Source organism: Ruegeria sp. CH6 (assembly GCF_056537005.1).
The window spans coordinates 378,693-404,141 of the sequence record NZ_JBQFQS010000002.1; the positions used below are offsets into that span (position 1 = coordinate 378,693).

A 25,449-nucleotide genomic window follows, 5' to 3' on the forward strand; every position below is an offset into this window, starting at 1 on the left:
ATGTTCGGGACTATGAGGGCGTCATGACCCAGACTTCCTCTTCCGACCGCCCACGAATCCGTCTGAAACCCAAAGCCAACGCTCGTGGTGTGCGTCACGGATTTCCTTGGGTGTACGCCAATGACATTGTCACCGACCGGCGCACCCGCAAGATCGAAGCCGGAGCGCTGGCGGTTCTTGAAGATGATAAGCGTCAATCGATGGCTTTGGTTGCGGTCAATCCCGCATCAAAGATCATGTGCCGCATTCTGGATCGCGATCCCTCTGCTGAGCTCAATGCAAATTGGTTCGAGGCCCGACTGCAACGTGCGCTGGAGATGCGAGAAAGCTTGTTCGACAAGCCCTACTACCGTCTGGTCCATGCCGAGGCGGATGGCTTTCCGGGAGTGATCATTGACCGGTTTGGTGACGCATGTGTTGTTCAGCCGAACGCGGCCTGGGCTGAGCTGCATCTTGAACTGCTGACAGAAGCTCTGATCAAGGTGACCGGCGTCAGCACCCTACTCAAGAACGCATCAGGTCGGACCCGTGGATTGGAAGGTCTGGACGATGTCAATCTGACCTTGCGGGGCGACGCACCTGACGCTCCTTTGCCGGTGCCGATGAACGGCGCGACCTATATGGCAGACCTGACCGGCGGGCAGAAAACAGGGCTGTTCTACGATCAGCGCCCAAACCATGCCTTTGCAGCCAGATTGGTCCAGCCGGAAGCACGCGTGCTGGATGTGTTCAGCCATGTCGGTGGGTTCGGGCTGGCAATGCTGGCAGGCGGTGCGGCACAGGCCTTGTCGGTCGATGGCTCTGCCGCTGCGTTGGAACTTGCCACAAAAGGTGCCGATGCCTCGGGTTTCGTCGACCGGTTTGAAACGCGTCAGGGGGATGCCTTTGATGTCTTGACGAAACTTGGCGAAGAAGGCGCTGAATTCGACGTTGTCATCTGTGATCCACCTGCATTCGCACCGTCCAAACAAGCGCTCGATGCCGGGCTGCGCGCCTATGAACGAATTGCACGGCTCGCTGCGCCTCTGGTCAAGCCGGGTGGCTATCTGGGTCTTTGCTCGTGCTCTCACGCGGCGGATTTAGGGCGGTTCCGTGATGCATCCTCGCGTGGCATTGGTCGGGCAGGCCGGCAGGCACAAATGATCCACACGGGATTTGCCGGGCCTGATCATCCGCAACTGCCGCAACTGGCTGAGAGCGGTTATCTCAAAGCCGTGTTCTACCGGTTGTGAAGGCAGTTCTGGATACTTGCGTCATCTACCCCACCGTGATGCGGGAGATGTTGCTGGGTGCCGCGGCCATAGGGCATTTCACTCCGATCTGGTCGGCGCGCATCCTTGAGGAATGGGCTCGAGCTGCCCGCAAGCTCGGACCTCAGGGCGAAGCGCAGGCACGCGCCGAGATCGCATTGGCGCAATCCAAATGGTCCGATGCCGAACGCCCAGCCGCTCCGGGTATCGAACAACGGCTCTGGCTGCCGGACAGTGCAGATGTTCACGTCTTGGCGACGGCCGTCAGTGCCTCGGCGGATGTAATCGTTACCGTGAACGCCAAGGATTTTCCCAGAAATATACTGGCGGAAGAGGGGCTTGAGCGAATTGATCCGGATGCACTGCTGCATCAGTTTTGGATCAGGGATCCTCAGGGTATCGAAGCTGTTTCCGCGGATGTCCTTGCCGAAGCCAACCGTCTGTCGGGCGACCAATGGACCTTACGCGCGCTGATGAAGAAAGCCCGGCTGCCGCGCTTGGGCAAAGCACTGGCGACTTAGGGCAAGACCTTAGCCATTCGAACCCCAGCGGTGTTCCAGTGCCTCAAGCGCCGCAATGCGCTCGTCCGTCTTGGGGTGGCTCATCAGCCAGGCCGGTACCACACCAGCCCGCTGCCGAGTCAGATCCTCAAGCTTGTGGAACAGAGATTTCTGCGGACCGATCCCGATACCCGCTTTGGTCAACAACGCAGCCGCATATTCGTCTGCCTCGTACTCATCCGCACGCGACAGGCGTGAGGCAAGAAGGGCGGTCAGGGCATTGGCAATCCATGCGCCGATAAACGGGATGAACCTGTTCAGAATCATCATCAGCGCAGCCCGCATCGCATTCTGACCTGAAAAGTCGATCATCCGACGACGCGCATGCCCAAGCGCTACGTGGCCGAGTTCATGCGCGATCACGCTTGCCATCTCTTCTGCGGACACTTCGCCATTGCGGAACTTTCGATAGAACCCGCGCGTGATGAATATGCGTCCATCCGGGGCCGCTAGGCCGTTAACCGGATCGATTTCATAGATGTAAACCGGTACGCGCGCGACATCCAATGCCGCCGCAAGCCTGTCGGTCATACGTTTCAGTGCCGGATCAGCCAGTTCAGTAGACTTTGCATCCAACTCGCGATGCGTGCGCCAGACGGAAATCCGGTACATGACAAAGGCATAAGCGATGGCCAGCAAAATGGGAGTTAGACGGAGCATGTTCTAGATATGGGACCGCGTTATCGGTGGGGCAAATACTATTTTGACTTTGCCTTGTAAAAGATTGTGCGTTTCGCCTGAAGCAACAGATGATGCCTTGGTTCGCAGGTCGTTGATCTATAAAGCACACCCCAGAAACTAGATTTCTGATGCCCTATTTCCGCCATTTTGGATCAGCAAAAAGATGACCAGGTTCAAGAAACGAGCATGCGCGGCAAGGTCGGTTTCTGATAGATATAACAACTGAAAATTTGAGGGAGCATTCGACATGGGCCATGAGTTTGACTACTTGATTGAAAAAATTCGCAGTGCAGAGTTTGAGAGCAACCCGTTCAAGCATCTTCATATCGAGAGTTTTTTGTCCGACGAACATTTTGAGGCGGTTGTAGGCGCGCGTGAGATCGACACGACCGCTGCAAACACACCAGAGCAACTTCTAGACCAGCTGGAAAGCGTTGGTTACAAAGCCATCTCTTTCCCGGGTTGTGTGACTTCGAAGGCCGAGTACCTGAAGTGGCTCGAGGGTGAGTCTCAGAAGAGCGTTCATAAGGCGACCGAGGGATTTGGAATGGTCCTGCGCCTCACGCCCCCAAATGGCAGCATCCTGGAAGCACTTGATGCTTTTCTGAAATCCGACGAGATGAAAGAGGCGCTGGCCAACAAGTTCGAGCTTGAGGGAGAGCTTGTGGTGGATGCAGGAATACAGAAATACCTGCATGGCTACGAAATCAGCCCTCATCCCGACACCCGACGCAAGGCGCTAACGTGGATGTTTAATGCCAATCCCGGATCGGATAGCGAAAATGCCGATATCCACACGCACTATATGACATTCAAGCCAGAGTGGGCGTTTATTTCAAGCTTCTGGCAAGGCAATCAGGATGTCGATCGGTGTTGGGTGCCGTGGGATTGGTGCGAAACCCGGAAGCAGCAGCGCAACAACAACAGCATCGTGTTTTTTGCGCCCTCAGAGGACACTATGCACGCGGTGAAGGCGAATTATGATCATCTGAAGACGCAGCGGACCCAGTTTTACGGAAATCTCTGGTACAAAGTCGATCCTATGTTGCCGAAGGTCGAGTTTGAAGATCTGGACATTCGGGCGCATATGGCGGCCTCTTCTTCAACGCTCAATTCCATGAAACGCACAGCGGCTGGACGAGCAGCGATTAGCCTTGCCAAAAAATTCAAAGAGCGGGTGTAACGCTTTCAACAAAGCGACTTTCGCCTGTCAGGTGCTAAGCAGCCCGGTCACAGTGCATCGTGCAACTGGGCTGCAACACGTTTGGACCTGAAGGGTATGCGGAAGTTAATTAGCGCGTAAGTTCCCGCATTCCCTGTTCAAGTCCGGCCAAGGTCATGGGGACCATGCGATCTTCAAAGATCTCGCGGATCATGCCAATCGAATGCGTATACTCCCAGTATTTTTCAGGCACCGGGTTGATCCAAAGATTCGAAGTCCACTGCTCGCGCGCACGTTCTAGCCAGACCTGCCCGGATTCAGGGTTCCAGTGTTCATTTGCACCACCGGGATAGGCGATCTCGTAAGGGCTCATCGATGCGTCGCCGACAAAGATGCACTTGTAGTCTCCGCCATAGGTACGAAGGACTTCGTGTGTCGGGGTCTGCTGGTCCCAGCGACGACGGTTGTCACGCCAGACACCTTCGTACAGGCAGTTGTGGAAGTAGTAGTATTCCAGATGCTTGAACTCGGTCCGGGCGGCCGAGAACAGCTCTTCGACCACCTTGATATGCGGGTCCATCGAGCCGCCTACATCGAGGAACAGCAAAACCTTCACCGCATTGTGGCGTTCTGGTCGGGTTTTGACGTCTAGGTAACCGTGTTCGGCTGTCGCTCGGATCGTGCCATCCAAATCCAGCTCTTCGGCGGCGCCTTCACGCGCCCAACGGCGCAGGCGTTTCAGCGCGACCTTAATATTGCGGGTGCCAAGCTCAACCGTGTCGTCGAGGTTCTTGAACTCACGCTTGTCCCAGACTTTCACCGCACGTTGATGGCGGCTTTCTTTCTGCCCGATACGAACACCTTCGGGGTTGTAGCCATATGCGCCAAACGGAGAGGTGCCTGCGGTGCCGATCCATTTGTTGCCGCCCTGATGGCGACCCTGCTGCTCGCTCAGGCGTTCACGCAGCGTTTCCATAAGCTTATCGAAGCCTCCCAAGGCTTCGATCTCGGCTTTCTCCTCGTCCGACAGATGCTTTTCCGCCATCTTGGCCAACCAGTCGGCCGGGATGTCGACAGCTTCGAGCACCTGTTCAAACGAAATCTCATCCAGTCCTTCAAAGCTGGCGGCAAAGGCGCGGTCGAACTTGTCGATATTGCGCTCATCTTTCACCATCGACACGCGGGCGAGGTAGTAGAATGCCTCGACGTCGTAGGTCGCCAATCCCTTTTTCATACCTTCAAGAAAAGTCAGATATTCCCGCAGCGAAACGGGAATGCCGGCTTTTCTGAGGTTTTCGAAAAAGGGTAGAAACATGGATCTACGCTACCAGACGGACAAGGATCAGCGACAGGATCAGTCCAACCAATGCAAAGGCGATGCCGTAACCGGCCGCGTATTGCGCCATGTCAGCGCCACTGCCGTTACGTTTCCGAGCCGTCAGGGCACCCAGAATCGCACCCAACAAAGCCATTCCCAGAACCACTACCATGCGCGTATCATCCGTCTTCGATGTTCTGTGGGTTGCGCAATGCGATGTCCTGCATCAGCGAGCGAACCACAACTTCCGAGCCAAAGCCGTATCGCGCCCACCCCAGACTGTCCAGCCTGACGGCGCGTGCCTGTTCGTATCTTCCGGACTGTTTCAGAGCTTCGGATTTCAGCAACATAAGCGTGGCCAGCATGGATGCGTTTTCGGCGCGTGTCATGACTGCGATTGCATTGTCGATTTCAGGCAGTACGCTTGGTCCCTTTCGACGTGCCAGTGCATAAGCCGCGGTTTGCGTGGTGATATACGCACGATGTAACTCGGTGCCGGGTGTATTCGCCAGAAATTGCTGCGCGATCGCATATTGGCGCTGCGCTTCCTCGGGGTTGTCGAATTGCCCCATTCGTCCCATCAGATAATGTGGAAATGCCCTGCGGTGATCAGTCCACCCTTGTTGTTGCCCGATTTGTGCTGCCCTTTGAGCGGATCGGAGCCGATTGGCAGAGGATGAACGGGACCCAACGGATTTGTGGATCGCCTTGATCCATTCCCGTGGTGTTTCCGAGATGTGTTGTACGGGCAGGTTGTTGCCGCGCGGGTTCAGTCGACTAAGAACACCAGGGATGACCGCAGCAGCCTGTTCGCGCGTCATGCCGCTTTGCAGTTCAGGCGAATAGGCCGCACGCAGCATCAACATGTCGAAACCAGTCAGCACGGTGTGGAAATTATCATCGTTAAAGACTGAATCCGGCAAACGATACAGGTCGTTTAGCGGACCCAGAGCCTGTGCTAGCTCTTCATGCAGACAATCCCGGATTTCCTGCGGACTAACGTCATAGGGAATAAAGATGCCAAGCCGCTCGCGACTGCGCAGTTTGGACCAGTTGCTTTTCGGTTTGCGACGGTCGCTGCGATACTCTTCGAAACTGGATGCGTTTGGAACGACGAAACAGGCTGCTTGCGGCAATATACGCTGGATCTGCTTCTGGCTGACGGCTTCGATGGTGATGTTGGCCTGACCATTTGTGATCTCTTGGATGTCGATCCCGGCCTCTCTGCGAAGACGGGACAACAGGCGAGTGAGATCAGTTCGCATTGTGGCCGGCGGCGTCCCCGTTAACCGCACGGTGACGGGCATCTCGAAACGTGTAAAAACAGGAAGCTCGGCGCCGCTTTCGAGCTCGAAGTGAAGATCCAGAAAATCTTCGGCCATGTTTTTGTTCGATCGCACAGGCGGCAGAGGCTGGGACCTGCTAAACGACTTTGCCGGTGGCAGCACGATTTCTACGGTTTTGACTTCACTCGGAAGTTCAATCGATTCAACCGTAGTGCATCCAGCCATGATGGCGCCAACTAGAACAAAGCTCCAAAGCTTCACGGGCGCTGGTACCTGATGAATGGGGTAAGCTTGCCTATTCGGTCATAGAGCTTACGCGCAGTATGGTTGAAATCCTGCGTCAGCCAATACACGCTGGGTGCGCCTTTGTTGTCGGCCTCAGCATACACTGCTTCGATCAACGCACGGCCGATACCGGTTCCACGTGCTTCGGGACTAGCAAACAAATCTTGCAGATAGCAGACGCTTTCAACCTTCCAGGCATGGCGATGAAACAGGAAATGGGTCAGGCCAACAAGTCGTCCATCAACCTCAGCGACGAAGCATGAGAAATCATGCGGATCATCTCCTAGTAACCGTTCAAAAGTCGTCTCATAGATTTCATCGGATACCTCGGTTTCGTAAAACGCCAAGTAGTCGCGCCACAAAACCGACCATTCCGGACGGTCGGCTGCTTTCAGGGGTCTGATGATCGGAGCTTGGGTCAAATGGCTATCCTGTGTTTGGCATGAAAGCGCGACCCGGTGAGGGGCCGCGTGCATGTTTGGCCGATGCTGGCAGCCAACCTGCCATATGGCAAGCCGTGATCACCGGATGTTCATGTCCCAGCTGATCAGCGCTTGCTGCGCGCCATGAAGGCAAGCCGTTCAAACAGGTGCACATCCTGTTCATTCTTCAGCAACGCACCATGAAGTTTGGGCAGCGCGTCCGCTCCTCCGCGCTTGAGGTCTTCGGCAGTCAGATCCTCGGCAAGAAGAAGCTTTAGCCAATCCAGCACTTCGGAGGTCGATGGTTTTTTCTTCAGCCCCTGCGTCTCGCGAATTTCGTAGAACTGGGTAAGGGCGGTGGTCAGCAGAGAGTCCTTGATGCCGGGATGATGTACCTCAACGATCCGGCGCATCGTGGCCTCATCCGGGAAACGGATATAGTGGAAGAAACAGCGGCGCAGAAACGCGTCTGGCAGTTCTTTTTCGTTGTTCGACGTAATGATTACGATCGGGCGGTTCTTGGCGCGGATCGTTTCGCCTGTCTCGTAAACATGGAACTCCATTTTATCGAGTTCCTGCAGCAGGTCGTTTGGAAATTCGATATCGGCTTTGTCGATCTCATCGATCAGCAGAACAACCTTTTCTTCCGCGTCGAATGCCTGCCACAGCTTACCCTTGCGAATATAGTTCGACACGTCATGAACGCGCTCTTCACCCAATTGACTGTCGCGCAAGCGGCTTACGGCGTCATATTCATACAGGCCCTGCTGCGCACGGGTGGTGGATTTCACGTTCCACTCGATCATCTTCAGACCCAGCGCACCGGCGACCTGTTTCGCCAACTCGGTCTTGCCGGTTCCCGGCTCGCCTTTGACCAGCAGAGGACGCTCGAGTGTGACGGCAGCGTTTACTGCTATCGTCAGGTCGTCGGTGGCGACATACTCGGCTGTGCCTTGGAAACGTGCGGTCATTGGGCCCTCATGATCAGTTTGCGCGCGGTGCGGGCATAGATTGTGTTGCCCGGGTTACAGAGAGGAGGATATTTTTACAAGCATGGCCGCTACGTCGCGTCACGATGAATTTCTCTGCGACTTCAATCCGTTTTGCTTGATTCGCACGCATTCGGGTAAGCCGGTGGTTGAAAAATGCCTTGGAATAGCCCGGCAATTTTCACAGAAAAACAAGGTTTTGTTGTTTAAAGTCTCATATTTAGACTGGTGAGCGTGACGGTAAACTGTGCAGAAGTTTGTGTAGTGACATTCTGTGCCCTGTCGGATAAACGCTCCGCAGAAGGGGGTGCCAAATGTCAGGTGAAACTACCGCGACCGACGTTTCTGGCCATACCGAGGGAGCCAATATGAAGCAGGAAGTTTTTCTGCCGGAGGATTATCGTCCGGCCGAAGATGAACCTTTCATGAATGACCTTCAGCTTGAGTATTTCCGCCGCAAGCTGCTGGATTGGAAGAACGAACTTTTGGCGGGCAGCCGCGATACTATCGAAGGCCTGCAGGACAATACCCGAAATATTCCCGATGTCGCCGACCGCGCGAGTGAGGAAACCGATCGTGCGCTCGAACTGCGCACCCGGGATCGTCAGCGCAAGCTGGTGGCCAAGATCGACTCGGCCCTGCGCCGGATCGACGAAGGCGAATACGGATATTGTGAAATGACGGGTGATCCGATTTCACTCAAACGTCTGGATGCACGTCCAATTGCAACTATGACGCTTGAGGCGCAGGAGCGTCACGAACGCCGCGAAAAAGTCCACCGCGACGATTGATCGCTGGAACATAACAACACATGAACGCCGGGGCCTGTAGCTCCGGCGTTTTTTTTGCGCTAAGCCCGGGACATGAATATCGAGGGTCTCAAGTTTTGCGTTATTGGCGCTGGTATTGGCGGGTTAGCCGCAGCCATCGCTTTGCGTCAACGTGGTGCTGAGGTTCTTGTACTCGAACAAGCCCCAGAAATAGCTGAGGTAGGTGCCGGTCTGCAGATTAGTGCCAATGGCATGCGGGTCTTACGTGCACTTGGCGTGGTTGGTGACGTGCCGGAAGCTGGCCAGAAATCCTACGGCACAGTGCTGAGGGATTATCGCGGAGGACGGTTCATAAGTCGTATTCCCGCGCCAGCTGCCGGGCCGACATATTATTATCACCGAGCCGACCTGATCGACTTGCTGCTTCGCACGGCTGTCGCCTCTGGGGTGAACATCCGGCTGGACGCCAAGGTGGAGCAGATCCACGATGCCCCAGATGATGTGGGCGTGGTTTTGGGTAATGGCGAAGAAATTGGTGCCGATTGCATAATTGCTGCCGACGGAGGGCGAAGCAGTATTCGCCCTGCCTTGAACGGCGAAGAGCTTCTTGGTTTCACGCATCAGGTTGCCTGGCGTGCAACAATTCCTTGGGATCGCAAACTGACAGCCCCAAAGGCGCATCTGACGATGGGGCCGGGTCGTCACGTCGTGACCTATCCTTTGCGCAATCAAAGCCTCATGAACATCGTTGCAATCGAGGAGCGTTCTGACTGGCAGGAGGAGGGCTGGCGCCTCAAGGGTGATCCCGACGATCTCCGCGCCCGCTTTGCCGATTTCGGCGGCAAGGTGCACGAGGTCCTGCAAGAGGTGCAAGAAACGCATCTGTGGGCTCTTTTCCTGCGTCCCGTCGCCCGCAAATGGCAGAACGGACGAATTGCCCTTTTGGGTGATGCGGCGCATCCCACGCTGCCCTTTATGGCGCAGGGGGCCTGCCTTGCGCTGGAAGACGCGTGGATACTGGCAAAGTCCTTCGATCAGGACGACGTCACCAGCTCTTTGGAGGCTTATGAAACCAAGCGTGCCCCTCGTGCGCGCAGGGTTGTCGATGCAGCTTCATCAAACGCGCGCAATTTTCATCTGCGAGGTCCCATGAGGATCGCCGCCCAAATGGCTCTGACAGCTTTGGGTCCAAGGATGGGGCGGCGTTACGACTGGATATACGATTACGACCCTACGGCGTAAGCGGTTACAGATCGAGATCGACCCAGACGGGAACGTGGTCTGACGGTTTTTCGTGTCCGCGCACTTCGGCGTCAATCTTGCAATCGCGCATCAGATCAGCGGCCTGCGGTGTCAGCAGGAAATGGTCGATCCGGATACCATCGTTCCTGTTCCAAGCCCCGGCCTGATAGTCCCAGAATGAATAGTGTTCGGGCCCTTGGGTCACGGCGCGAAATGCCTCGGTGAAACCCAAATTCAATATCTTGCGAAACGCCGCGCGGCTTTCCGGACGGAACAGAGCATCCTCGCGCCACGCATCCGGGCGTTTGGCATCCTCGGCCTGGGGAATGATGTTGTAGTCACCAGCCATCAGTGCGGGTTCTTCCGTCGACAACAGGTCGCGCGCCCGATCGTAAAGACGCTCCATCCAGGCCAGCTTATATTCGTACTTGGGGCCCGGCACGGGATTTCCGTTCGGAAGGTAAAGGCCGCAGATGCGAAGCGCTTTTTTGCCGATGACAGTCGCCTCGATCCAGCGCGCTTGTTCATCTTCATCATCGCCGGGCAGGCCGCGGGTCACGTCCTCAAGTGGCAGCTTGGACAGGATCGCCACACCGTTGAAGCTTTTTTGTCCATGGGTTTCGACGTTATAGCCGCGTTCCTCGAACAGCTCGCGGGGGAAATTCTCGTCGATCGATTTGATCTCTTGCAGCAGCACGACATCGGGCTGTGCATCATCCAGCCAGCGGGGCAGGGCTTCGGCCCGCGCTTTGATGCCGTTGATGTTGAACGTGGCGATTTTCATGCGCGATCCTCCGGCTGGCTGCCGGTTGATCTATCCCTCAACCGTGCGGGCAGGGCAAGGTCACATTGAAAATGAAGTGCCGCAGCCGCAGGATGAGGTTGCGTTCGGGTTTTCGATCACAAACCGCGCACCGATCAGTTCCTGTGTGAAATCGATCACCGCGTTTTCCAGAAACGGCAGGGAAATCGAGTCGACGATCACTTTTTCACCTTTGCCTTCCAGCACAAGGTCATCCTCTTTGGGCTCGTCCAGCGCGATTTCGTACTGAAAACCGGAACATCCGCCGCCTTCCACAGCGACGCGCAGGGCCTGACCCTGATCTGCTGCGCCGATTTCAGCGAGACGCTCAAAAGCGCGTTCTGTGACTGTGGGGGGCAGATTCATGCCAAACTCCAAAGGTTTATTTCCTTTACGCCTTACAATATAGAAATTGCAAGGACAGGCGACAAGGACAAGACCTTTGGACATAGCGGGTTTTGCCTCAGACCCAGGCCGCGCAAGGGGGCGGCTTGTGCCAGAGGAGGAGAGCAGTTTCCGGTCATGCTTTCAGCGTGATCGCGACCGGATCATTCATGCCAGTGCGTTTCGGCGGCTCAAGCACAAGACGCAGGTGTTTGTTGAGCATGAGGGTGACAGTTATCGCACCCGGCTAACGCATTCGATTGAAGTGGCTCAGGTTGCGCGCACAATTGCCGGGGCTTTGGGTCTGAATGACGAGCTGACCGAGGCGGTCGCACTTGCCCATGATCTTGGTCATACGCCGTTCGGACACACCGGCGAGGATGCTTTACATGCGTTGATGGAACCCTATGGCGGGTTTGATCACAACGCCCAAGCCATTCGGATCGTTACGAAACTCGAGCGTCACTACGCCGAATTCGACGGGTGCAACCTGACGTGGGAATGTCTCGAGGGGATTGCTAAGCACAACGGACCAGTCACGGGGGAGCTGCCTTGGGCACTGGCCGAATGCAACGAAGGTTTTGATCTGGAACTGCACACTCACGCCAGTGCCGAGGCACAGGTGGCAGCGCTGTCTGACGACATTGCCTATAACAACCACGATCTGCTGGATGGATTACGGGCGGGGTTGTTCACTGACGAAGAGATTCAGCAGTTACCGATTGTCGGCGATTGCTACGCTGAAGTTGATCGGAAATATCCCGGCTTAGACCGCTATCGCCGCCGGCACGAAGCACTGCGGCGCGTTTTTGGGGTGATGGTTTCCGACGTGATCGAAACCTCCCGGGGGCTGATATCCCGGTCGGGCGCAAAGACGGTGGAAGATATCCGGCACCTTGGTTACCCGGTGATCCAGTTTTCCGACGGGCTTTGGTCACAACTCAAAGAAATCAGAGCGTTCTTGTTCGCGCGCATGTACCGTGCACCAACAGTCATGCAGGTGCGGGAAGAGGTCAGCAAAGTCGTTGAGGACCTCTTCCCGATATATCTGAATGATCCCAAGCAGATGCCTCAACGTTGGCACGATGATATCGAGGCAGCCAAGACCGAGACGGCACTTGCGCGCATTGTCTCGGATTACATAGCCGGGATGACAGACCGGTTTGCGTTGCAGGACCATGCAAGGCTTACCGGCAACTGATCATTCAATTCCGATATAGGCGATCGCCCAGACCTGCTGCCCGGATTGCTCCTGCGCCAGATCAGCATCGTTCGTAGGTGGAAAGACGATCATTGTCGGGCCATAGCCACCAATGCCCATGGGGACTCCGTCAGCGTGCGTCGCAACGATTGGTTGGTGCGCAGCGATACTGTCCCACGGGATTTCGGACTGATACCCGTCCATGGCAACCGGAGTTGCTGCTTTTCCTTCTGCACCGGCCATGATCATGATGTCCGACAAGCGCGGCCCGGAAAAGGCGATATCGCGTTTGTTTCCTTCGGGGCCATAGGAAATGGTGATTTCGGTCTGATCCATTCCGTCCAACATGGCTGCATCAAAACCTGCCGCCCCATCGTGCTGAACCTCGAGATACCCGAGCAACCCACCATCATCTTCACCACGCGCGGGCAAGTTGGTCTCTGTGACCGCACCACCCAGCGTCAACAATACGTGCCCTTGCAGAGCGGGCATCTCGGCCCAGGCCGGCATGGCAGTCGATAATAGAACGGCAAAGGGTAGGGCTAAGCGCATGGATTGGTCTCCGTTTCCTGAATTTACGCTGACAGTAGCGGGCTTTGTCGGTAAACCAAGTCCAAACTGATCGCTTCCATTGACCTTACCGTGCTGCGTGGTAAACCGCCCGGCAAGCAAAAGGACATCCGAAATGAACCTGTTTTCCGAGATCCGCGGCCTCGTACTGGACGCGCTGGCACAGATGCAGTCCGAAGGCGCTCTGCCCGAGGGGTTGAGCTTTGACAACGTGGCCGTTGAACCGCCGCGCGATGCCGCGCATGGCGACATGGCGACAAACGCTGCGATGGTGTTGGCGAAACCAGCCAAGATGAAGCCGCGTGATATCGCCGACGCGCTTGCCGAAAAACTGGCGGCGGATGACCGGATCACCAGCGCCGAAGTGGCCGGGCCGGGCTTCCTGAACCTGCGCCTTGCGTCGTCGGTGTGGCAGGGTGTTCTGTCGGCTGTGTTGGAGCAGGGCACCGACTATGGCCGTTCGACCATGGGGCATGGCCAGAAGGTGAACGTGGAATACGTGTCCGCGAACCCCACCGGTCCGCTGCATGTTGGTCATACGCGGGGTGCTGTATTCGGTGACGCTCTGGCGAGCCTGCTCGCATATTCCGGCCACGAGGTGACCCGTGAGTATTACATCAACGACGGTGGTGCGCAGGTGGATGTGCTGGCGCGGTCGGCATACGAGCGGTACCGGGAGGCAAATGGCCTGAGCCCAGAGATCGCTGAGGGGCTATACCCGGGTGACTATCTGATCCCGATCGGTGAGGCGCTGAAAGAGAAGTATGGCGACAGCCTGATCGACAAGCCGGAAAGCGAATGGCTTGAAAATCTGCGCGAGTTCTCGACCGACGCTATGATGGACCTGATCCGGGCTGACTTGAAAGCGCTGGGAGTAGAGATGGACGTGTTCTTCTCGGAGAAATCGCTCTACGGCACCGGCAAGATCGAAGCTGCGCTGCAGTCGCTGACGGACAAGGGCCTGATCTACGAAGGCGTGCTGGAACCACCGAAGGGCAAAAAGCCCGAGGATTGGGAGCCGCGCGAGCAGACCCTGTTCAAGTCCACCGAGCATGGCGATGACGTCGACCGTCCGGTCAAGAAGTCAGACGGTAGCTGGACCTATTTCGCCCCGGATATCGCCTATCACTATGACAAGGTGAGCCGTGGCTTTGATGCGCTAATCGACGTGTTCGGCGCGGATCATGGCGGCTATGTCAAACGGATGAAGGCGGCCGTGTCGGCGCTGTCCGATGGCAAGGTGCCGCTGGATATCAAGCTGACGCAGTTGGTGAAGCTGTGGAAGAACGGCGAGCCGTTCAAGATGTCCAAGCGGGCAGGGAACTTTGTCACCCTGCGCGATGTGGTCGATCAGGTTGGGCCGGATGTCACGCGTTTCGTGATGCTGACCCGCAAGAACGACGCGCCGTTGGACTTTGATTTCGACAAGGTTCTGGAGCAAAGCCGCGAGAACCCGGTGTTCTACGTGCAATACGCCCATGCCCGTGTCATGAGCGTGCTGCGCCGCGCTGCTGAGGCCGAGATTGCCGCAGACGATGCGACCTTGAAAGGCGCTGATCTAGGTAAGATCGACCATGCCTCGGAACTGACGGTTGCCAAAAAGCTGGCGGAATGGCCCCGCTTGGTTGAGATCGCCGCCCGTACCAATGAACCGCATCGGGTCGCTTTCTACTTGTATGAGCTGGCTGGTGACTTCCACGCGCTCTGGAATAAGGGCAATGAAGAGCTTTCTCTGCGTTTCATCCAGGATGGCGATGTTGCCACAAGCCAATCAAAAATCGCATTGGCCCGGGCCGTTTCTGTTGTGATTTCAGCGGGCTTGGGTATTCTTGGCGTCACTCCGGCGCAGGAGATGCGGTAACCAATACCGCCCGAACCGCCGGATCGAGGCAGACAAGAAATGACCCGCGCGCCATATTTTCAGGCGCAATCGGGCGGTGAGGCGGAAATGGCTAGTTACGATTACTCGGGGCAAACAGACCCCGAGCACATGCATTACACGAATCAGCCGCATCCTGAGGATGCGTATGACTATTCCGACGAAATGCAGGGTTATGACGAAGCTCCGCGTGGCGCAGGCGGGCTGGGCCGCATGGTCAATATCCTTGGTGCGGTCGCCTCTCTGGCACTGGTCGCAGGCGTTGGTGTCTGGGGTTACAAGCTTGTCATGCGCGATGTCAGCGGAGTGCCTGTCGTGCGCGCAGCCGAAGGCCCGATGCGTATTCAACCTGAAAATCCTGGCGGCACCCCAGCAGATCACCAAGGGCTTGCCGTCAACACAGTTGCCGCCGAAGGCTCGGCAGCACCCCCGGCTGATCGCCTGATCCTTGCACCTCGTCCGGTGTCTTTGACTGACGAAGATGCGCCTATGGGCACTCTGCAGCCGACACCAGCGGTGCATGTGGTCGAGGAAGAAATTACTAATCAGGAAGCCGCCGAGTTGCGTCAGGGCGCGGTTGATGCGCTGGTTGCGGAATTGGCAGGCGAGGCTGCCAACCCCTCGCAGTCTCAGGAACCGGGGATCCAGCTCGCATCGCTGTCCACACCTGAAGAAGAGCCAGCGATCGATCCCGCAGATCTTGCGGCACAATTGCCTGACCCCGCCATTGCCGCGCTGCCGGGTGTGCGCCGCTCTCTGCGTCCACCCACGCGTCCTGCGCGGGCGACGCCCAGCGGGATTAGCGCAGACAGCAATACCGAGGATGCCATCAACGCTGCTGTCAAAGCTGCGGTCGGATTGGACGTTAGCCCGGATTCGCTGAGCAAAGGAACACGCCTGGCGCAGTTGGGCGCTTATGAAAGTGTCGAAGTTGCGCAGGCCGAATGGGATCGGGTGAATGGGCGTTTTTCAGAGTATATGGATGGAAAACAGCGTGTTATCCAAAAAACCTCAAGTGGCGGACGCACTTTCTATCGTCTGCGGGTATTGGGTTTTGAGGACCTGAGCGACTCGCGTCAATTCTGCGCTGCACTGGTTGCGCAAGGCGCAGACTGTATCCCGGTCGCTGTCCGGTGAGGTTCGGAGCCGCAATCACCGACGCCGAAGGTTTGCGTCTGACACCCGAAGAAAAAGCACTGTTTCGTAAAATGAACCCGTTTGGGTTCATTTTGTTTGCCAGAAACATAGACACAGCCGATCAGGTCCGCGCCCTGTGTGATGACTTTCGCGAAGCTGTGGGCCGGGATTGCCCGATTACGGTTGATCAGGAGGGTGGGCGCGTCCAGCGACTGCGCGCACCTCTGGCTCGTGAATGGTTGCCGCCGCTTGATCACGCCGAACGGGCGGGTGAGGCAGCAGAGCGGGCCATGTACCTGCGTTACCGTCTCATTGCACATGAGCTCCGCTCGTATGGCATCGACAGCAATTGTGCGCCAATGCTCGACATAGCCCGGGAAGGAACGCATGCCTTTCTGAAGAACCGTTGCTACGGGCATGATGCCAACCACGTTGCACGGATTGGGCGTGCAGTAGCGCAGGGTCATCTGGATGGTGGCGTTCTGCCCGTTATGAAGCATATGCCAGGACATGGTCGTTCCACACTGGACACTCATTTTGACCTTCCCCGTGTCGATCTGTCGCTGGAAGAACTGGAGCAGAGTGATTTTGCCCCATTCCGTGCGCTGAACGATTTGCCCATGGGAATGACCGCGCATCTGGTTTTTGAGAAGATCGACGCGCAGCCTGCTACGATCTCGGCAAAGATGATTGAGGTCATCCGTCAGAATATTGGCTTTGACGGGCTGATCATGACTGACGATATCTCAATGAAAGCGCTAAGCGGATCTGCGGCTGAGTTGTCGCTTAAGGCACTTCAGGCAGGCTGTGACATTACCCTGCATTGCAATGGCTCATTTGCAGACCGTGCTGAAGTGCTGGAAGCGGTCGGTGAAATGTCAGACGATGCTCAACGTCGGGCGGAACATGCGCTTGCGATGCGTAAAACCCCGGCAGAACTTGACATCGAGGCTGCTGAGGCGGAACTATCCCGTTTGATGAACGGGCAGGTGTATGACGGATAACCTTTTCAGCGAAGACCCAATCTCGGTTGCTGATCGCCTCGCGGCCGAGGCTCTTATCGTTGATGTGGACGGGTTCGAAGGCCCGCTTGACGTTCTGCTGACCCTGTCGCGGACGCAAAAGGTTGATCTTCGGAAAATCTCAGTTCTGGCTTTGGCGCAGCAATATCTCGCCTTTGTTGAAAAGGCGCGTGCGCTACGGATCGAACTTGCGGCAGACTATCTAGTCATGGCCGCATGGCTGGCCTTTCTGAAATCCCGCCTTCTACTGCCACCCGACCCTGACGAAGAGGGGCCGACCGGCGAGGAACTGGCTGCACACCTGGCCTTTCAGCTGGAACGGTTGCAAGCCATGCGGGATGCCGCCGCGCGTTTGATGGCGCGCGACCAGCTTGGGCGCGATTTCTTCAAACGCGGGCAGGGCGAAGATATCACTCGCATCCGTACCGTGACATACTCGGCAACCTTGCTGGACCTGATGCAGGGTTATGCGCGTATCCGCACGCGTGACGAGTTTCGGCCCTTTGTCATGGATCGTGACGCGGTCTTTACAATGGAGCAGGCACTGGAGCGTATGCGTCCGCTGATTGGGTTTGCCGGAACATGGACCGATATGGAAACCTATCTTCCAGACGGATGGGACGCTGATCCAGTGCGCAGGCGGTCGGCCACGGCAGCGACATTTGCGGCTTCGCTGGAACTGGTTAAAGAAGGACATATGGAGATCAAGCAAAGCGACACCTTTGCCCCCATCCATTTGCGTAAGAGGACCGATAAACGTGACTGACGCTCCTAAAGATGATGGCACAGGCACCCTGTTCGAAGCGCCCCCATTGGCCGAGCAGGAACGTATGGTCGAGGCTGTTCTGTTCGCGAGCCCGGAACCGGTGACCGTTGCAGATCTTGAGGCACGCATGCCCCATGGCAGCAATGCGGCTCAAGCGATCGAAGTGCTTCAGAAACGATATGAAGGGCGGGGTGTTCGGGTTGTGAAAGTAGGTGAGGCCTGGGCCATCCGTACCGCACCCGATCTGGGGTTCCTCATGCAGAAGGAAACTGTCGAGACCCGCAAGCTGAGCCGCGCGGCCATCGAAACTCTGGCCATCGTTGCCTATCACCAACCTTGCACGCGGGCCGAGATCGAAGAAATCCGGGGCGTGTCGGTTTCGCGCGGGACTATCGATCAATTGCTTGAGATGGAATGGATCAGGCTGGGCCGACGGCGTATGACACCGGGTCGTCCTGTCACCTTCGTGGTAACACCCGAGTTTCTGGATCATTTTGGTTTGGAGAATGCACGCGACTTGCCGGGTCTCAAGGAACTGCGTGCCGCTGGTTTGCTGGAAAATCGACCGCCTCCGGGTGCCATGCCGCTGGGTGAAGGGCGTGATGATGATGAGAGCGAAGAGGATCAGACGGAACTCTTCGAGGAAGAGTGATCAACTCGCTCTTTTGTCGTCGCCACAAGAGCATATGTTCTTACGCAGAAAGCGGAGGAAGCCATGAACGCGAACCGGATCATAGATATGATTGTACGGCAGGTAATGCGCCGCCTTGTCAGCCGTGGTGTGGACGAGGGAATTGATCTGGCCGATCGAATGTCGCGCAAACCGGGTGAGAAATCCGCTCCGCCACACGATCCAGAAACAGCGCGCAGAATGCAGCAAAGCGCTAAACAGCAGAGGCAAACCTTGAAGCAGGCGCAGCGAATGACACGCCAAATGCGCCGGTTCATGAAATTCTGATTAGCTGACCGCTTTGAAGTGCTTGGATAGTTTCAGGCCCTGTCCCTGATAGTTCGAGGCAATTCCTGCCCCGTATAGCTGGGTTGGCATCTCGGCCATGCGTTCATAAACCAATCGTCCGACGACTTGACCGTGCTCCAGCACAAATGGTGCTTCGTGGCAGCGAACTTCAAGCACGCCCCGAGAACCAGCCCCGCCTGCAGCAGCATGACCGAAGCCGGGGTCAAAGAACCCCGCATAATGCACACGGAATTCGCCCACCATTGCGAGGTAGGGTGCCATTTCGGCCGCATACATCGGGGGTATATGCACGGCTTCGCGGCTTACCAGGATGTAGAACGCGCCCGGATCCAGAATGATCCGGCCATCACGCGTCCGCACCTCTTCCCAATAGTCCTGCGGGTCGTAGCCACCGATGCGGTCCAGATCGATCACACCGGTATGTGGTTTGGCGCGATAGCCGACCAAATCTGTTTCGGGCAGTTTCAGATCGACTGAGAAACCCAGACCATCCTGAATCACGGCAGGTCCATCTACCAGTGGCGATTCTGCGTGCAGAATTGTCAGTTCAGCATCAGTCAGAACCGCTTGTCCCTTCCGAAAACGGATCTGGTTCAAACGCATTCCGGGGCGCACCAGAACCGAGAAGGAGCGGGGGCAAATCTCGGCATAAAGCGGGCCGGAGTAGCCAGCCGGAACCCGGTCAAACTCGGTGCCGCCATCGGTGATCGTGCGGGTCAAAAGATCAAGACGTCCGGTTGAGCTTTTGGCATTGGCAACCGCGCTGGTGTCCGCTGGCAGTGCCAAAGATTCCATGAGCGGCACCAGATAGACGCAGCCCTTTTCAAGAACAGCGCCCTCGCTGATATCTATCCGGTGCATTTCAAACTCGGACAGACGATCGGAAACCGTTTTTCCCTCACCGGCAAGGAAAGACGCTCGAACGCGGTAAGCTACTGTCCGTAAACGTAAATCAAGGCTCGCGGGTTGAATCTGTGCAGGCAGAATATCGGGACTGGCGGTGAGTTCACCGCGCGTAATCATCGCCTCGATTTGCTGGTTTGGGCAAACACCTGTCATCTCGATCCCCCCTTGTGCCAGAGCGGGATCTGGCCTTTGTGCCATAAACGTCGGTGTGATTTGGTCGGGCTAGCAGGACTCGAACCTGCGACCTTCCGTCCCCCAGACGGACGCGCTACCAGGCTGCGCCATAGCCCGACGTTGAGGTGTTCATAAAGACTTTCCCGGCAGGGGCAAGAGGAAATCATCGCCTTTTTGTTTATCCTGCCGATCGATTTTCGACCCGATTTAGCCAAGCTCGCAAGTCCTTGGCAATCGGTTCTATCTTGCGCAAAACCTCATCGTCGAAATCCGTTGTCTGCCATGCTTGTGAAGCGATACCACCAAACAAAGGTGCTGTGCTGACCTCACCCAGTTCTGACGGTGCCTCAGTAGGTTTCTCGTCAGCTTCACCTTTTGAGCCAGCACCATTGACCTTTTGGTCAGACCCTACCTGCAAGTCCATGTCGATTTGCGCGTTTGGAGGTGTAGGCTTGGGGGCAAAGGGGACGACGGTCTCATCTGCAGGTGCAGGTGCCGAGTTTTCATCAAGGCTCTGCGACAGCGATGACACATAGCTGACGCCTTGCTCGCGCAGAATACGCTGAACACCCTTTATCGTAATCCCATCCTCGTGCAGCAGTTTTTTGATGCCGCCAAGCAGCCGCATGTCATTCGGGCGATAGTAACGGCGCCCGCCTGCACGTTTGACTGGTTTTACCTGACTAAACCGGCTTTCCCAGAAACGCAGGACATGTGCCTGAACACCGAGCCAATCCGCAACTTCACTGATTGTGCGAAATGCGTCGGGAGACTTGCTCATACCTGCGCGACCTCAGATTTACTTACGATTCCCGGCAGCAACACGATCCTTCATCAGATGCGAAGGACGGAAGGTCAGCACGCGGCGCGGCTGAATTGGAACCTCTTCACCGGTTTTGGGGTTGCGGCCGATCCGGGCGGTTTTGTCCCGGACACTGAACGTGCCGAAAGACGAAATCTTGACTTGCTCGCCACGCACCAAGGCGTCGGACATGTGGTTCAGAACGCTTTCGACCAGTTGCGCGCTTTCGTTGCGTGAAAGGCCAACTTCACGAAAGACGGCCTCGCTCAGATCCATGCGAGTCAGTGTTTTATCGCCCATGCTATTTTCCCCTGTTTATATTAAAGCATATGGTTAGGGGAAATTCGCTGTCAATATCAATGAATTGCAGGCGGCTATGTAAGCCGGTTTGTGCCAGTTACCAGCGCAGAACAACCGCACCCCAGGCCAAACCGCCGCCAATCGCTTCGGTCACGATCAGATCACCAGGCTTGATCTGCCCGCGTTCCTTGCCCACCGAGAGGGCGAGGGGAATCGATGCAGCAGATGTGTTGCCGTGATCCTGAACAGTGACCACGACATTCTCCATCGGCAGACCCATTTTCTTGGCTGTGCCCTGGATAATGCGGATATTGGCCTGATGTGGAACGATCCAGTCAACGTCGCCACTGGTCAGCCCGGCACGACCCAACGCGGTCTCGGCAGTTTTTGCAAGTTTTTCAACGGCATGCCGGAAAACCTGATTGCCCTGCATCCGCAGATGACCGGTCGATTGCGTCGACACGCCACCATCTACATAAAGCAGATCTTTGTAGCGCCCATCCGAGTTCAGATCTGTGGACAGAATTCCGCGATCATCCGATGATCCGTTGCCGTCCTGTGCCTCCAGCACCAACGCACCCGCGCCATCGCCGAACAGCACACAGGTCGAGCGGTCGCTCCAATCCATGATTCGTGAAAAGGTCTCTGCTCCGATGACCAGAACGCGCTTGGCCTGTCCGGACAGGATCAAGGCATTGGCGTTGCTCAGCGCAAAAACGAAACCGGCGCAAACGGCCTGAACATCAAAGGCGAACCCGTTTGTCATGCCCAACCGGGCCTGAACCATGGTTGCCGCAGAAGGGAAGGTCAGATCTGCGGTAGAGGTTGCCAATACGATCGCGTCGATATCGCTCGCCTCGAGCCCGGCATCCTTCAAGGCTGCTTCGGCAGCTTTGGTCGCAAGATCCGAGGTGGTTTCGTCATCTGCAGCAAAGTGCCGGCGCTCGATCCCTGAACGAGTGCGAATCCATTCATCCGATGTGTCCAGCGTTTGTTCAAACTCAGTATTTGGAACGACGCGCTCTGGCAAATAATGCCCAACACCTACAACAACTGAACGGCCTGCCATTTTGGGTTACTGCCTTCTTTGTTATTTTTTCGTCTGCGGCGCAGCATGCGCGGCATCTTGTGCAAGCTCGGCTGTTGATGCAACCCGTGCCGCCAATTTTTCGGAAAACCCGGATTGGGCCAGCGTAAAGGCCAGTTTCACAGCCGCAGACACGCCGGTCGAATCAGCGCCGCCATGTGATTTGATGACTGTACCATTCAGACCCAGAAAGACTCCGCCGTTCACGCGGCGCGGATCAATGCGCTTTTTCAAACGCTGAAGCGATGTAATCGCAAGAACCGAAGCCAGTCGTGAAAGGGGGGTATACTTAAACGCTTCACGCAGCAGATCGCCGATCAGGCTGGCAGTGCCTTCGCCTGTCTTGATGGCGACATTTCCGGTAAATCCATCTGTTACAATCACATCTGCCTTGTCGCCGGGGATGTCACTGCCCTCGACAAAGCCCACGAAATCGAAATTCGCCCGGTCGGCGAAATCGGCGATCATGGAGTGCGCTTCTTTCAGCTCGGCGCGGCCCTTGTGCTCTTCGGTGCCAACGTTCAGCAAGCCGATGCGAGGCCGGTTCAGTGCCATACCATTGCGCGCGTAAGACGCGCCCATCAGCGCGTATTGCAGCAAATCCTTGGCGTCGGCCCGTACATCCGCGCCCACGTCCAGCATCACGTTGAACCCCTGAGGGTTGCGCGATGGCCACAGAATGGCAATTGCGGGCCGGTTGACACCCGGCAGTCTGCGCAGGCGCATCATCGACAATGCCATCAGTGCGCCGGTGTTCCCGCAAGACACCGCACCATGCGCTTCACCCTGACGGACCGCCTCCAAAGCGGACCACATCGAGGTCTGTTTGCCGTTACGGACAACCTGACTGGGCTTGTCTTCCATCGTGACTACATCCGGGCAATCACGAAAAACGACGCGTCCTTCAAGGACACGCCGTTTGGCTACAAGCTTGCGCAGCACATCTTCGGGGCCATGGAGAAGAAACCCGATTTCGGGATTCTTCTTTGCCGATTTCGCAATTCCAGCCACTACAACCGCGGGACCTGAATCCCCGCCCATTGCATCAACCGAGATAACGATCCGTCCGGTTTGCGTGGGCTGCGCCGTCATGCCAGAACCTGCGTTTAATCAGGCTTAGGCCGCGTCTTCGTCCAGGTCGATTTCATCGGCCTGCGCGACGACTTCGCGATCGTCATAGTGGCCGCAGGATGCGCAAACGTGGTGCGGACGCTTCAGCTCGCCGCAGTTCGGGCATTCGTTCGGGTTTGCAGCAACCAGAGCGTCGTGTGCGCGGCGGTTGTTGCGACGCGACTTGGAAACTTTGTTCTGTTGGACGGCCATGGTCTCAACCTTTGTCTACTAAAGGGTCAGCAGATTCGCCGCCGACCGGGTTTCATACTTCGTTTTCTCGTGGTTCGACGCGCGTTTAGGGTACATGCCCCACGTTGTCCAACCCAAATTCCGATGAGCGCGCGAAAATACTGCGATTCTCGACATGTTCAAGCGATTTTTCTGACCGCCTGCTATGACAGGAAATCAATCCTGTGTCACTCGTCTTTTTTCAGGGCATCACGCAAACCCGCCAATCCGGCAAAGGGTTTAACATCTTCGTCCGTAATCGCTTGTTTTCCGGGTTCGGTATAGTTTGCCTCACCCAGATGCGCACCATCTTTGCGCGGATACTGGGGCAGGGCCAGCGATAAGGCCTCGATCATGACCTGCGCCGGGTCGATTTCCGGGCCGAGTGCTTCGGTTTCATCATCCTCTGGCATTTCGAACTCGGGTTCGTCGGGTTCGGACCATTCCGCCAGAAACATCCGTCGTACAGGTACATCGATACGAGTCGTTACTGGATCCAGCGTGATGACACAGGGCTGGATAACCGTAGCACCCAGTTTCGCGGTCAGAACCCAATCGCGCTTTCCCTGTGCTTGAACTGAACCTACAAAGCTGACCTTACGTAGCCCCAACAGACCCAGTTCCTGCTTGATCGCATCCAATTCAGGCGAACTGGGGCGCAATTCGAACGGGGTGGGCGTGTTCTGAGGCAGATCAGCTACCCGCAGGGATGATTGGTTCGTCATTCTGACTCTTTCCTGTGTTGAACCGTAGCACCGGTTTCTGTAATCGGATAAAAGCCGCAAGGTGCCAAGGCAAGAGGGTGAAGATGTCGAAGGTAATGAACAAGCTGAAACCAGCGTCCAAAGCGCTAGCATGCGGCGTTGTTTTGTCCGGGCTCTTGGCCTGCTCTCCTGTCATTAAGCATCACGGCTACGTTCCGACCCCCCACGAATTGGCCGAAGTGAAGGTGGGGGTGGATACCCGGGATACTGTTCTCGAAGCGATTGGCGCGCCAAGTGCCGCCGGTGTATTGCGTGATTCTGGCTTCTACTATGTGTCTTCTGAGGTTCGCCATTTTGGCCCTAAGCGACCAAAGGTCATCTCGAGAGAACTGGTCGCCGTGAGCTTTGATCAGCGTGGTGTTGTCAGCAACATTGAGCGATTTGGTCTCGAAGACGGGTATGTCATCGTTCTCGACCGCCGCGTGACCGATTCCAGCGTTCAGGACAAAGGCTTCCTGCGTCAGTTGCTGGGCAACATCGGTAACTTTAATCCGGCAAACATCCCGGGGGCTAACAACTAATTCACTCCTGGCTCTTGTTCCTTCACGGGACAGTCACAAAATTTGTGATAGGAGGGCGGCGAAGACCTAAGGGTCTGCAACCGCGGAGGATGCGACCATGGCCAGTGCAGTGTTGCTGAACAAAGGGCGCTATCGTGCCCGGTTGGCGCAGTCGGCGCCGGACGTGACGGCTGCGCAAGCGTTGCGAACGCTGGCCTTTGCCACCGAGCAGACCGATCGGGACGACTTTGACAACACCTGTGCCCATGTTCTGATTGAGGATATGCGGTGCGGTGGTCAACTGGTCTGCTGTTTTCGCATGTTGACGATGGAAAATGGGAGCGAGATCGGTCGAAGCTACTCATCCCAATACTATGATTTATCAGCATTAGGGGAATTCAGCGGTCGCATGGTCGAGATGGGCCGATTCTGCATTCACCCAGATTGGTCCGATCCGGATATCCTGCGTGTTGCGTGGGGCGCGATGACGACCTTTGTGGACCGAAACGGGGTAAAAATGCTGTTCGGCTGCTCGTCCTTTGCCGGGACCGAGACCGAGGAGTACCTTGATGCTTTCGCTATGCTCAAACATCGGCATCTTGCACCAAAGCGATGGCTGCCTCGCGTGAAAGCACCGGATGTATTTCGTTTTGCTTCCCGGCTTCGTCGCCGACCCGATGCGAAAAAGGCGATGCTGCGTATGCCGCCCTTATTGCGTACCTACTTGCTGATGGGTGGGTGGGTCAGCGACCATGCGGTCGTGGATCGGCACATGAATACGCTGCATGTGTTTACCGGGCTCGAAATTGGGGCCATTCCCCCGGCACGCAAAAGGTTGCTGCGTGCAGTGGCGGTGTAATCCGAAAAAGG

General features: G+C 56.5%; 30 protein-coding genes and 1 tRNA gene. 14 read left to right on the forward strand and 17 right to left on the reverse strand.

Annotation, left to right across the window (positions count from 1 at the left end; all coding sequences use genetic code 11):
* Nucleotides 1-23: 23 nt before the first annotated feature.
* Together ACR0CW_RS06135 and ACR0CW_RS06140 are read left to right on the forward strand one after the other, a co-directional pair.
* The gene (locus ACR0CW_RS06135; RefSeq protein WP_480787161.1) at nucleotides 24-1,232 is read left to right on the forward strand and encodes an RSP_2647 family RNA methyltransferase; all 1,209 of its coding nucleotides are present in this window, start codon (nucleotides 24-26) and stop codon (nucleotides 1,230-1,232) included.
* Complete coding sequence (locus ACR0CW_RS06140) at nucleotides 1,229-1,771, forward strand: RSP_2648 family PIN domain-containing protein (RefSeq protein WP_480787162.1); 543 nt, start codon at nucleotides 1,229-1,231, stop codon at nucleotides 1,769-1,771. Before ACR0CW_RS06135 ends, ACR0CW_RS06140 begins: the two co-directional genes overlap by 4 nt.
* A 9-nt stretch (nucleotides 1,772-1,780) precedes the next feature.
* Here ACR0CW_RS06140 and ACR0CW_RS06145 read toward each other — a convergent pair whose 3' ends face one another.
* Nucleotides 1,781-2,470, reverse strand: coding sequence for a M48 family metallopeptidase (locus ACR0CW_RS06145; protein ID WP_480787163.1), 690 nt, complete (start codon nucleotides 2,468-2,470; stop codon nucleotides 1,781-1,783).
* Nucleotides 2,471-2,738: 268 nt separating this feature from the next.
* Here ACR0CW_RS06145 and ACR0CW_RS06150 point away from each other — a divergent pair, with 268 nt between their 5' ends.
* Nucleotides 2,739-3,674 (forward strand): hypothetical protein, encoded by a 936-nt coding sequence (locus ACR0CW_RS06150; protein WP_480787164.1) that lies wholly within the window; start codon nucleotides 2,739-2,741, stop codon nucleotides 3,672-3,674.
* Nucleotides 3,675-3,783: 109 nt separating this feature from the next.
* Here the strand turns inward: ACR0CW_RS06150 and ACR0CW_RS06155 are convergent, their stop codons facing one another.
* The 5 genes from ACR0CW_RS06155 to ACR0CW_RS06175 all read right to left on the reverse strand — a co-directional run bounded on the left by ACR0CW_RS06155 (nucleotide 3,784) and on the right by ACR0CW_RS06175 (nucleotide 7,935).
* Complete coding sequence (locus tag ACR0CW_RS06155) at nucleotides 3,784-4,968, reverse strand: vWA domain-containing protein (protein WP_480787165.1); 1,185 nt, start codon at nucleotides 4,966-4,968, stop codon at nucleotides 3,784-3,786.
* A gap of 4 nt (nucleotides 4,969-4,972) precedes the next feature.
* The gene (locus ACR0CW_RS06160) at nucleotides 4,973-5,143 is read right to left on the reverse strand and encodes a hypothetical protein (protein WP_170330838.1); all 171 of its coding nucleotides are present in this window, start codon (nucleotides 5,141-5,143) and stop codon (nucleotides 4,973-4,975) included.
* Nucleotides 5,144-5,150: 7 nt separating this feature from the next.
* Nucleotides 5,151-6,353 (reverse strand): DUF2927 domain-containing protein, encoded by a 1,203-nt coding sequence (locus ACR0CW_RS06165; RefSeq protein WP_480787166.1) that lies wholly within the window; start codon nucleotides 6,351-6,353, stop codon nucleotides 5,151-5,153.
* 161 nt (nucleotides 6,354-6,514) lie between these two features.
* Complete coding sequence (locus ACR0CW_RS06170; RefSeq protein ID WP_480787167.1) at nucleotides 6,515-6,964, reverse strand: N-acetyltransferase family protein; 450 nt, start codon at nucleotides 6,962-6,964, stop codon at nucleotides 6,515-6,517.
* A 125-nt stretch (nucleotides 6,965-7,089) separates the two neighbouring features.
* Nucleotides 7,090-7,935, reverse strand: coding sequence for an AAA family ATPase (locus ACR0CW_RS06175; RefSeq protein WP_480787168.1), 846 nt, complete (start codon nucleotides 7,933-7,935; stop codon nucleotides 7,090-7,092).
* A 386-nt stretch (nucleotides 7,936-8,321) separates the two neighbouring features.
* Between ACR0CW_RS06175 and dksA the strand changes: the two genes are divergently transcribed.
* On the forward strand, nucleotides 8,322-8,744 hold the full coding sequence (gene dksA, locus ACR0CW_RS06180) for an RNA polymerase-binding protein DksA (protein WP_170331092.1): 423 nt from the start codon (nucleotides 8,322-8,324) through the stop codon (nucleotides 8,742-8,744).
* Nucleotides 8,745-8,816: 72 nt separating this feature from the next.
* Nucleotides 8,817-9,965, forward strand: coding sequence for an FAD-dependent monooxygenase (locus ACR0CW_RS06185; RefSeq protein ID WP_480787169.1), 1,149 nt, complete (start codon nucleotides 8,817-8,819; stop codon nucleotides 9,963-9,965).
* Between the two features lie 4 nt (nucleotides 9,966-9,969).
* Here the strand turns inward: ACR0CW_RS06185 and xth are convergent, their stop codons facing one another.
* Both xth and ACR0CW_RS06195 read right to left on the reverse strand, forming a co-directional pair.
* On the reverse strand, nucleotides 9,970-10,749 hold the full coding sequence (xth, locus tag ACR0CW_RS06190) for an exodeoxyribonuclease III (protein WP_155150865.1): 780 nt from the start codon (nucleotides 10,747-10,749) through the stop codon (nucleotides 9,970-9,972).
* 60 nt (nucleotides 10,750-10,809) lie between these two features.
* On the reverse strand, nucleotides 10,810-11,133 hold the full coding sequence (locus tag ACR0CW_RS06195) for a HesB/IscA family protein (RefSeq protein ID WP_155150862.1): 324 nt from the start codon (nucleotides 11,131-11,133) through the stop codon (nucleotides 10,810-10,812).
* A 76-nt stretch (nucleotides 11,134-11,209) separates the two neighbouring features.
* Between ACR0CW_RS06195 and ACR0CW_RS06200 the strand changes: the two genes are divergently transcribed.
* The gene (locus ACR0CW_RS06200) at nucleotides 11,210-12,352 is read left to right on the forward strand and encodes a deoxyguanosinetriphosphate triphosphohydrolase (protein ID WP_480787170.1); all 1,143 of its coding nucleotides are present in this window, start codon (nucleotides 11,210-11,212) and stop codon (nucleotides 12,350-12,352) included.
* Here ACR0CW_RS06200 and ACR0CW_RS06205 read toward each other — a convergent pair whose 3' ends face one another.
* Nucleotides 12,353-12,904 carry a putative pterin-binding protein gene (locus ACR0CW_RS06205; RefSeq protein WP_480787171.1) on the reverse strand — a complete coding sequence of 184 codons (552 nt, stop codon included), beginning with the start codon at nucleotides 12,902-12,904 and terminating at the stop codon, nucleotides 12,353-12,355.
* Between the two features lie 133 nt (nucleotides 12,905-13,037).
* Here ACR0CW_RS06205 and argS point away from each other — a divergent pair, with 133 nt between their 5' ends.
* The 6 genes from argS (at nucleotide 13,038) to ACR0CW_RS06235 (ending at nucleotide 18,684) form a co-directional block, all read left to right on the forward strand.
* On the forward strand, nucleotides 13,038-14,783 hold the full coding sequence (gene argS / locus ACR0CW_RS06210; RefSeq protein ID WP_480787172.1) for an arginine--tRNA ligase: 1,746 nt from the start codon (nucleotides 13,038-13,040) through the stop codon (nucleotides 14,781-14,783).
* A gap of 39 nt (nucleotides 14,784-14,822) precedes the next feature.
* Entirely contained in the window at nucleotides 14,823-15,938 is a 1,116-nt protein-coding gene (locus ACR0CW_RS06215) for an SPOR domain-containing protein (RefSeq protein ID WP_480787173.1), read from the forward strand.
* Nucleotides 15,935-16,942 carry a beta-N-acetylhexosaminidase gene (nagZ, locus tag ACR0CW_RS06220; protein ID WP_480787174.1) on the forward strand — a complete coding sequence of 336 codons (1,008 nt, stop codon included), beginning with the start codon at nucleotides 15,935-15,937 and terminating at the stop codon, nucleotides 16,940-16,942. Before ACR0CW_RS06215 ends, nagZ begins: the two co-directional genes overlap by 4 nt.
* Nucleotides 16,932-17,726: a segregation and condensation protein A gene (locus ACR0CW_RS06225; protein WP_155150848.1), complete on the forward strand. Its 795-nt coding sequence runs from the start codon at nucleotides 16,932-16,934 to the stop codon at nucleotides 17,724-17,726. Before nagZ ends, ACR0CW_RS06225 begins: the two co-directional genes overlap by 11 nt.
* Nucleotides 17,719-18,378 carry an SMC-Scp complex subunit ScpB gene (gene scpB / locus ACR0CW_RS06230; RefSeq protein ID WP_170330822.1) on the forward strand — a complete coding sequence of 220 codons (660 nt, stop codon included), beginning with the start codon at nucleotides 17,719-17,721 and terminating at the stop codon, nucleotides 18,376-18,378. Before ACR0CW_RS06225 ends, scpB begins: the two co-directional genes overlap by 8 nt.
* A 63-nt stretch (nucleotides 18,379-18,441) precedes the next feature.
* A complete protein-coding gene (locus tag ACR0CW_RS06235; protein ID WP_480787175.1) occupies nucleotides 18,442-18,684 on the forward strand; it encodes a hypothetical protein in 243 nt (80 codons plus the stop codon).
* Here ACR0CW_RS06235 and ACR0CW_RS06240 read toward each other — a convergent pair whose 3' ends face one another.
* From ACR0CW_RS06240 to ACR0CW_RS06275, 8 genes are all read right to left on the reverse strand, one after another.
* Complete coding sequence (locus ACR0CW_RS06240) at nucleotides 18,685-19,764, reverse strand: 2'-deoxycytidine 5'-triphosphate deaminase (RefSeq protein WP_480787460.1); 1,080 nt, start codon at nucleotides 19,762-19,764, stop codon at nucleotides 18,685-18,687.
* Nucleotides 19,765-19,825: 61 nt separating this feature from the next.
* A tRNA-Pro gene (locus tag ACR0CW_RS06245) sits at nucleotides 19,826-19,902 on the reverse strand.
* Between the two features lie 61 nt (nucleotides 19,903-19,963).
* A complete protein-coding gene (locus ACR0CW_RS06250) occupies nucleotides 19,964-20,566 on the reverse strand; it encodes a MerR family transcriptional regulator (protein ID WP_480787176.1) in 603 nt (200 codons plus the stop codon).
* Between the two features lie 18 nt (nucleotides 20,567-20,584).
* Nucleotides 20,585-20,887, reverse strand: a complete 303-nt coding sequence (gene ihfA / locus ACR0CW_RS06255) for an integration host factor subunit alpha (RefSeq protein WP_008755922.1) — start codon at nucleotides 20,885-20,887, stop codon at nucleotides 20,585-20,587.
* 97 nt (nucleotides 20,888-20,984) lie between these two features.
* Nucleotides 20,985-21,956: a beta-ketoacyl-ACP synthase III gene (locus ACR0CW_RS06260; RefSeq protein ID WP_155150834.1), complete on the reverse strand. Its 972-nt coding sequence runs from the start codon at nucleotides 21,954-21,956 to the stop codon at nucleotides 20,985-20,987.
* Nucleotides 21,957-21,977: 21 nt separating this feature from the next.
* The gene (plsX, locus tag ACR0CW_RS06265) at nucleotides 21,978-23,066 is read right to left on the reverse strand and encodes a phosphate acyltransferase PlsX (protein ID WP_155150831.1); all 1,089 of its coding nucleotides are present in this window, start codon (nucleotides 23,064-23,066) and stop codon (nucleotides 21,978-21,980) included.
* 24 nt (nucleotides 23,067-23,090) lie between these two features.
* A complete protein-coding gene (rpmF, locus tag ACR0CW_RS06270; protein ID WP_008756996.1) occupies nucleotides 23,091-23,297 on the reverse strand; it encodes a 50S ribosomal protein L32 in 207 nt (68 codons plus the stop codon).
* A gap of 206 nt (nucleotides 23,298-23,503) precedes the next feature.
* Nucleotides 23,504-24,040, reverse strand: a complete 537-nt coding sequence (locus ACR0CW_RS06275; RefSeq protein WP_155150828.1) for a YceD family protein — start codon at nucleotides 24,038-24,040, stop codon at nucleotides 23,504-23,506.
* 83 nt (nucleotides 24,041-24,123) lie between these two features.
* On the opposite strand from ACR0CW_RS06275, the gene ACR0CW_RS06280 reads away from it, so the two are divergent.
* Both ACR0CW_RS06280 and ACR0CW_RS06285 read left to right on the forward strand, forming a co-directional pair.
* Nucleotides 24,124-24,600: an outer membrane protein assembly factor BamE gene (locus ACR0CW_RS06280; protein WP_155150825.1), complete on the forward strand. Its 477-nt coding sequence runs from the start codon at nucleotides 24,124-24,126 to the stop codon at nucleotides 24,598-24,600.
* Between the two features lie 97 nt (nucleotides 24,601-24,697).
* Nucleotides 24,698-25,438, forward strand: a complete 741-nt coding sequence (locus ACR0CW_RS06285; RefSeq protein WP_480787177.1) for a GNAT family N-acetyltransferase — start codon at nucleotides 24,698-24,700, stop codon at nucleotides 25,436-25,438.
* Nucleotides 25,439-25,449 lie beyond the last annotated feature (11 nt).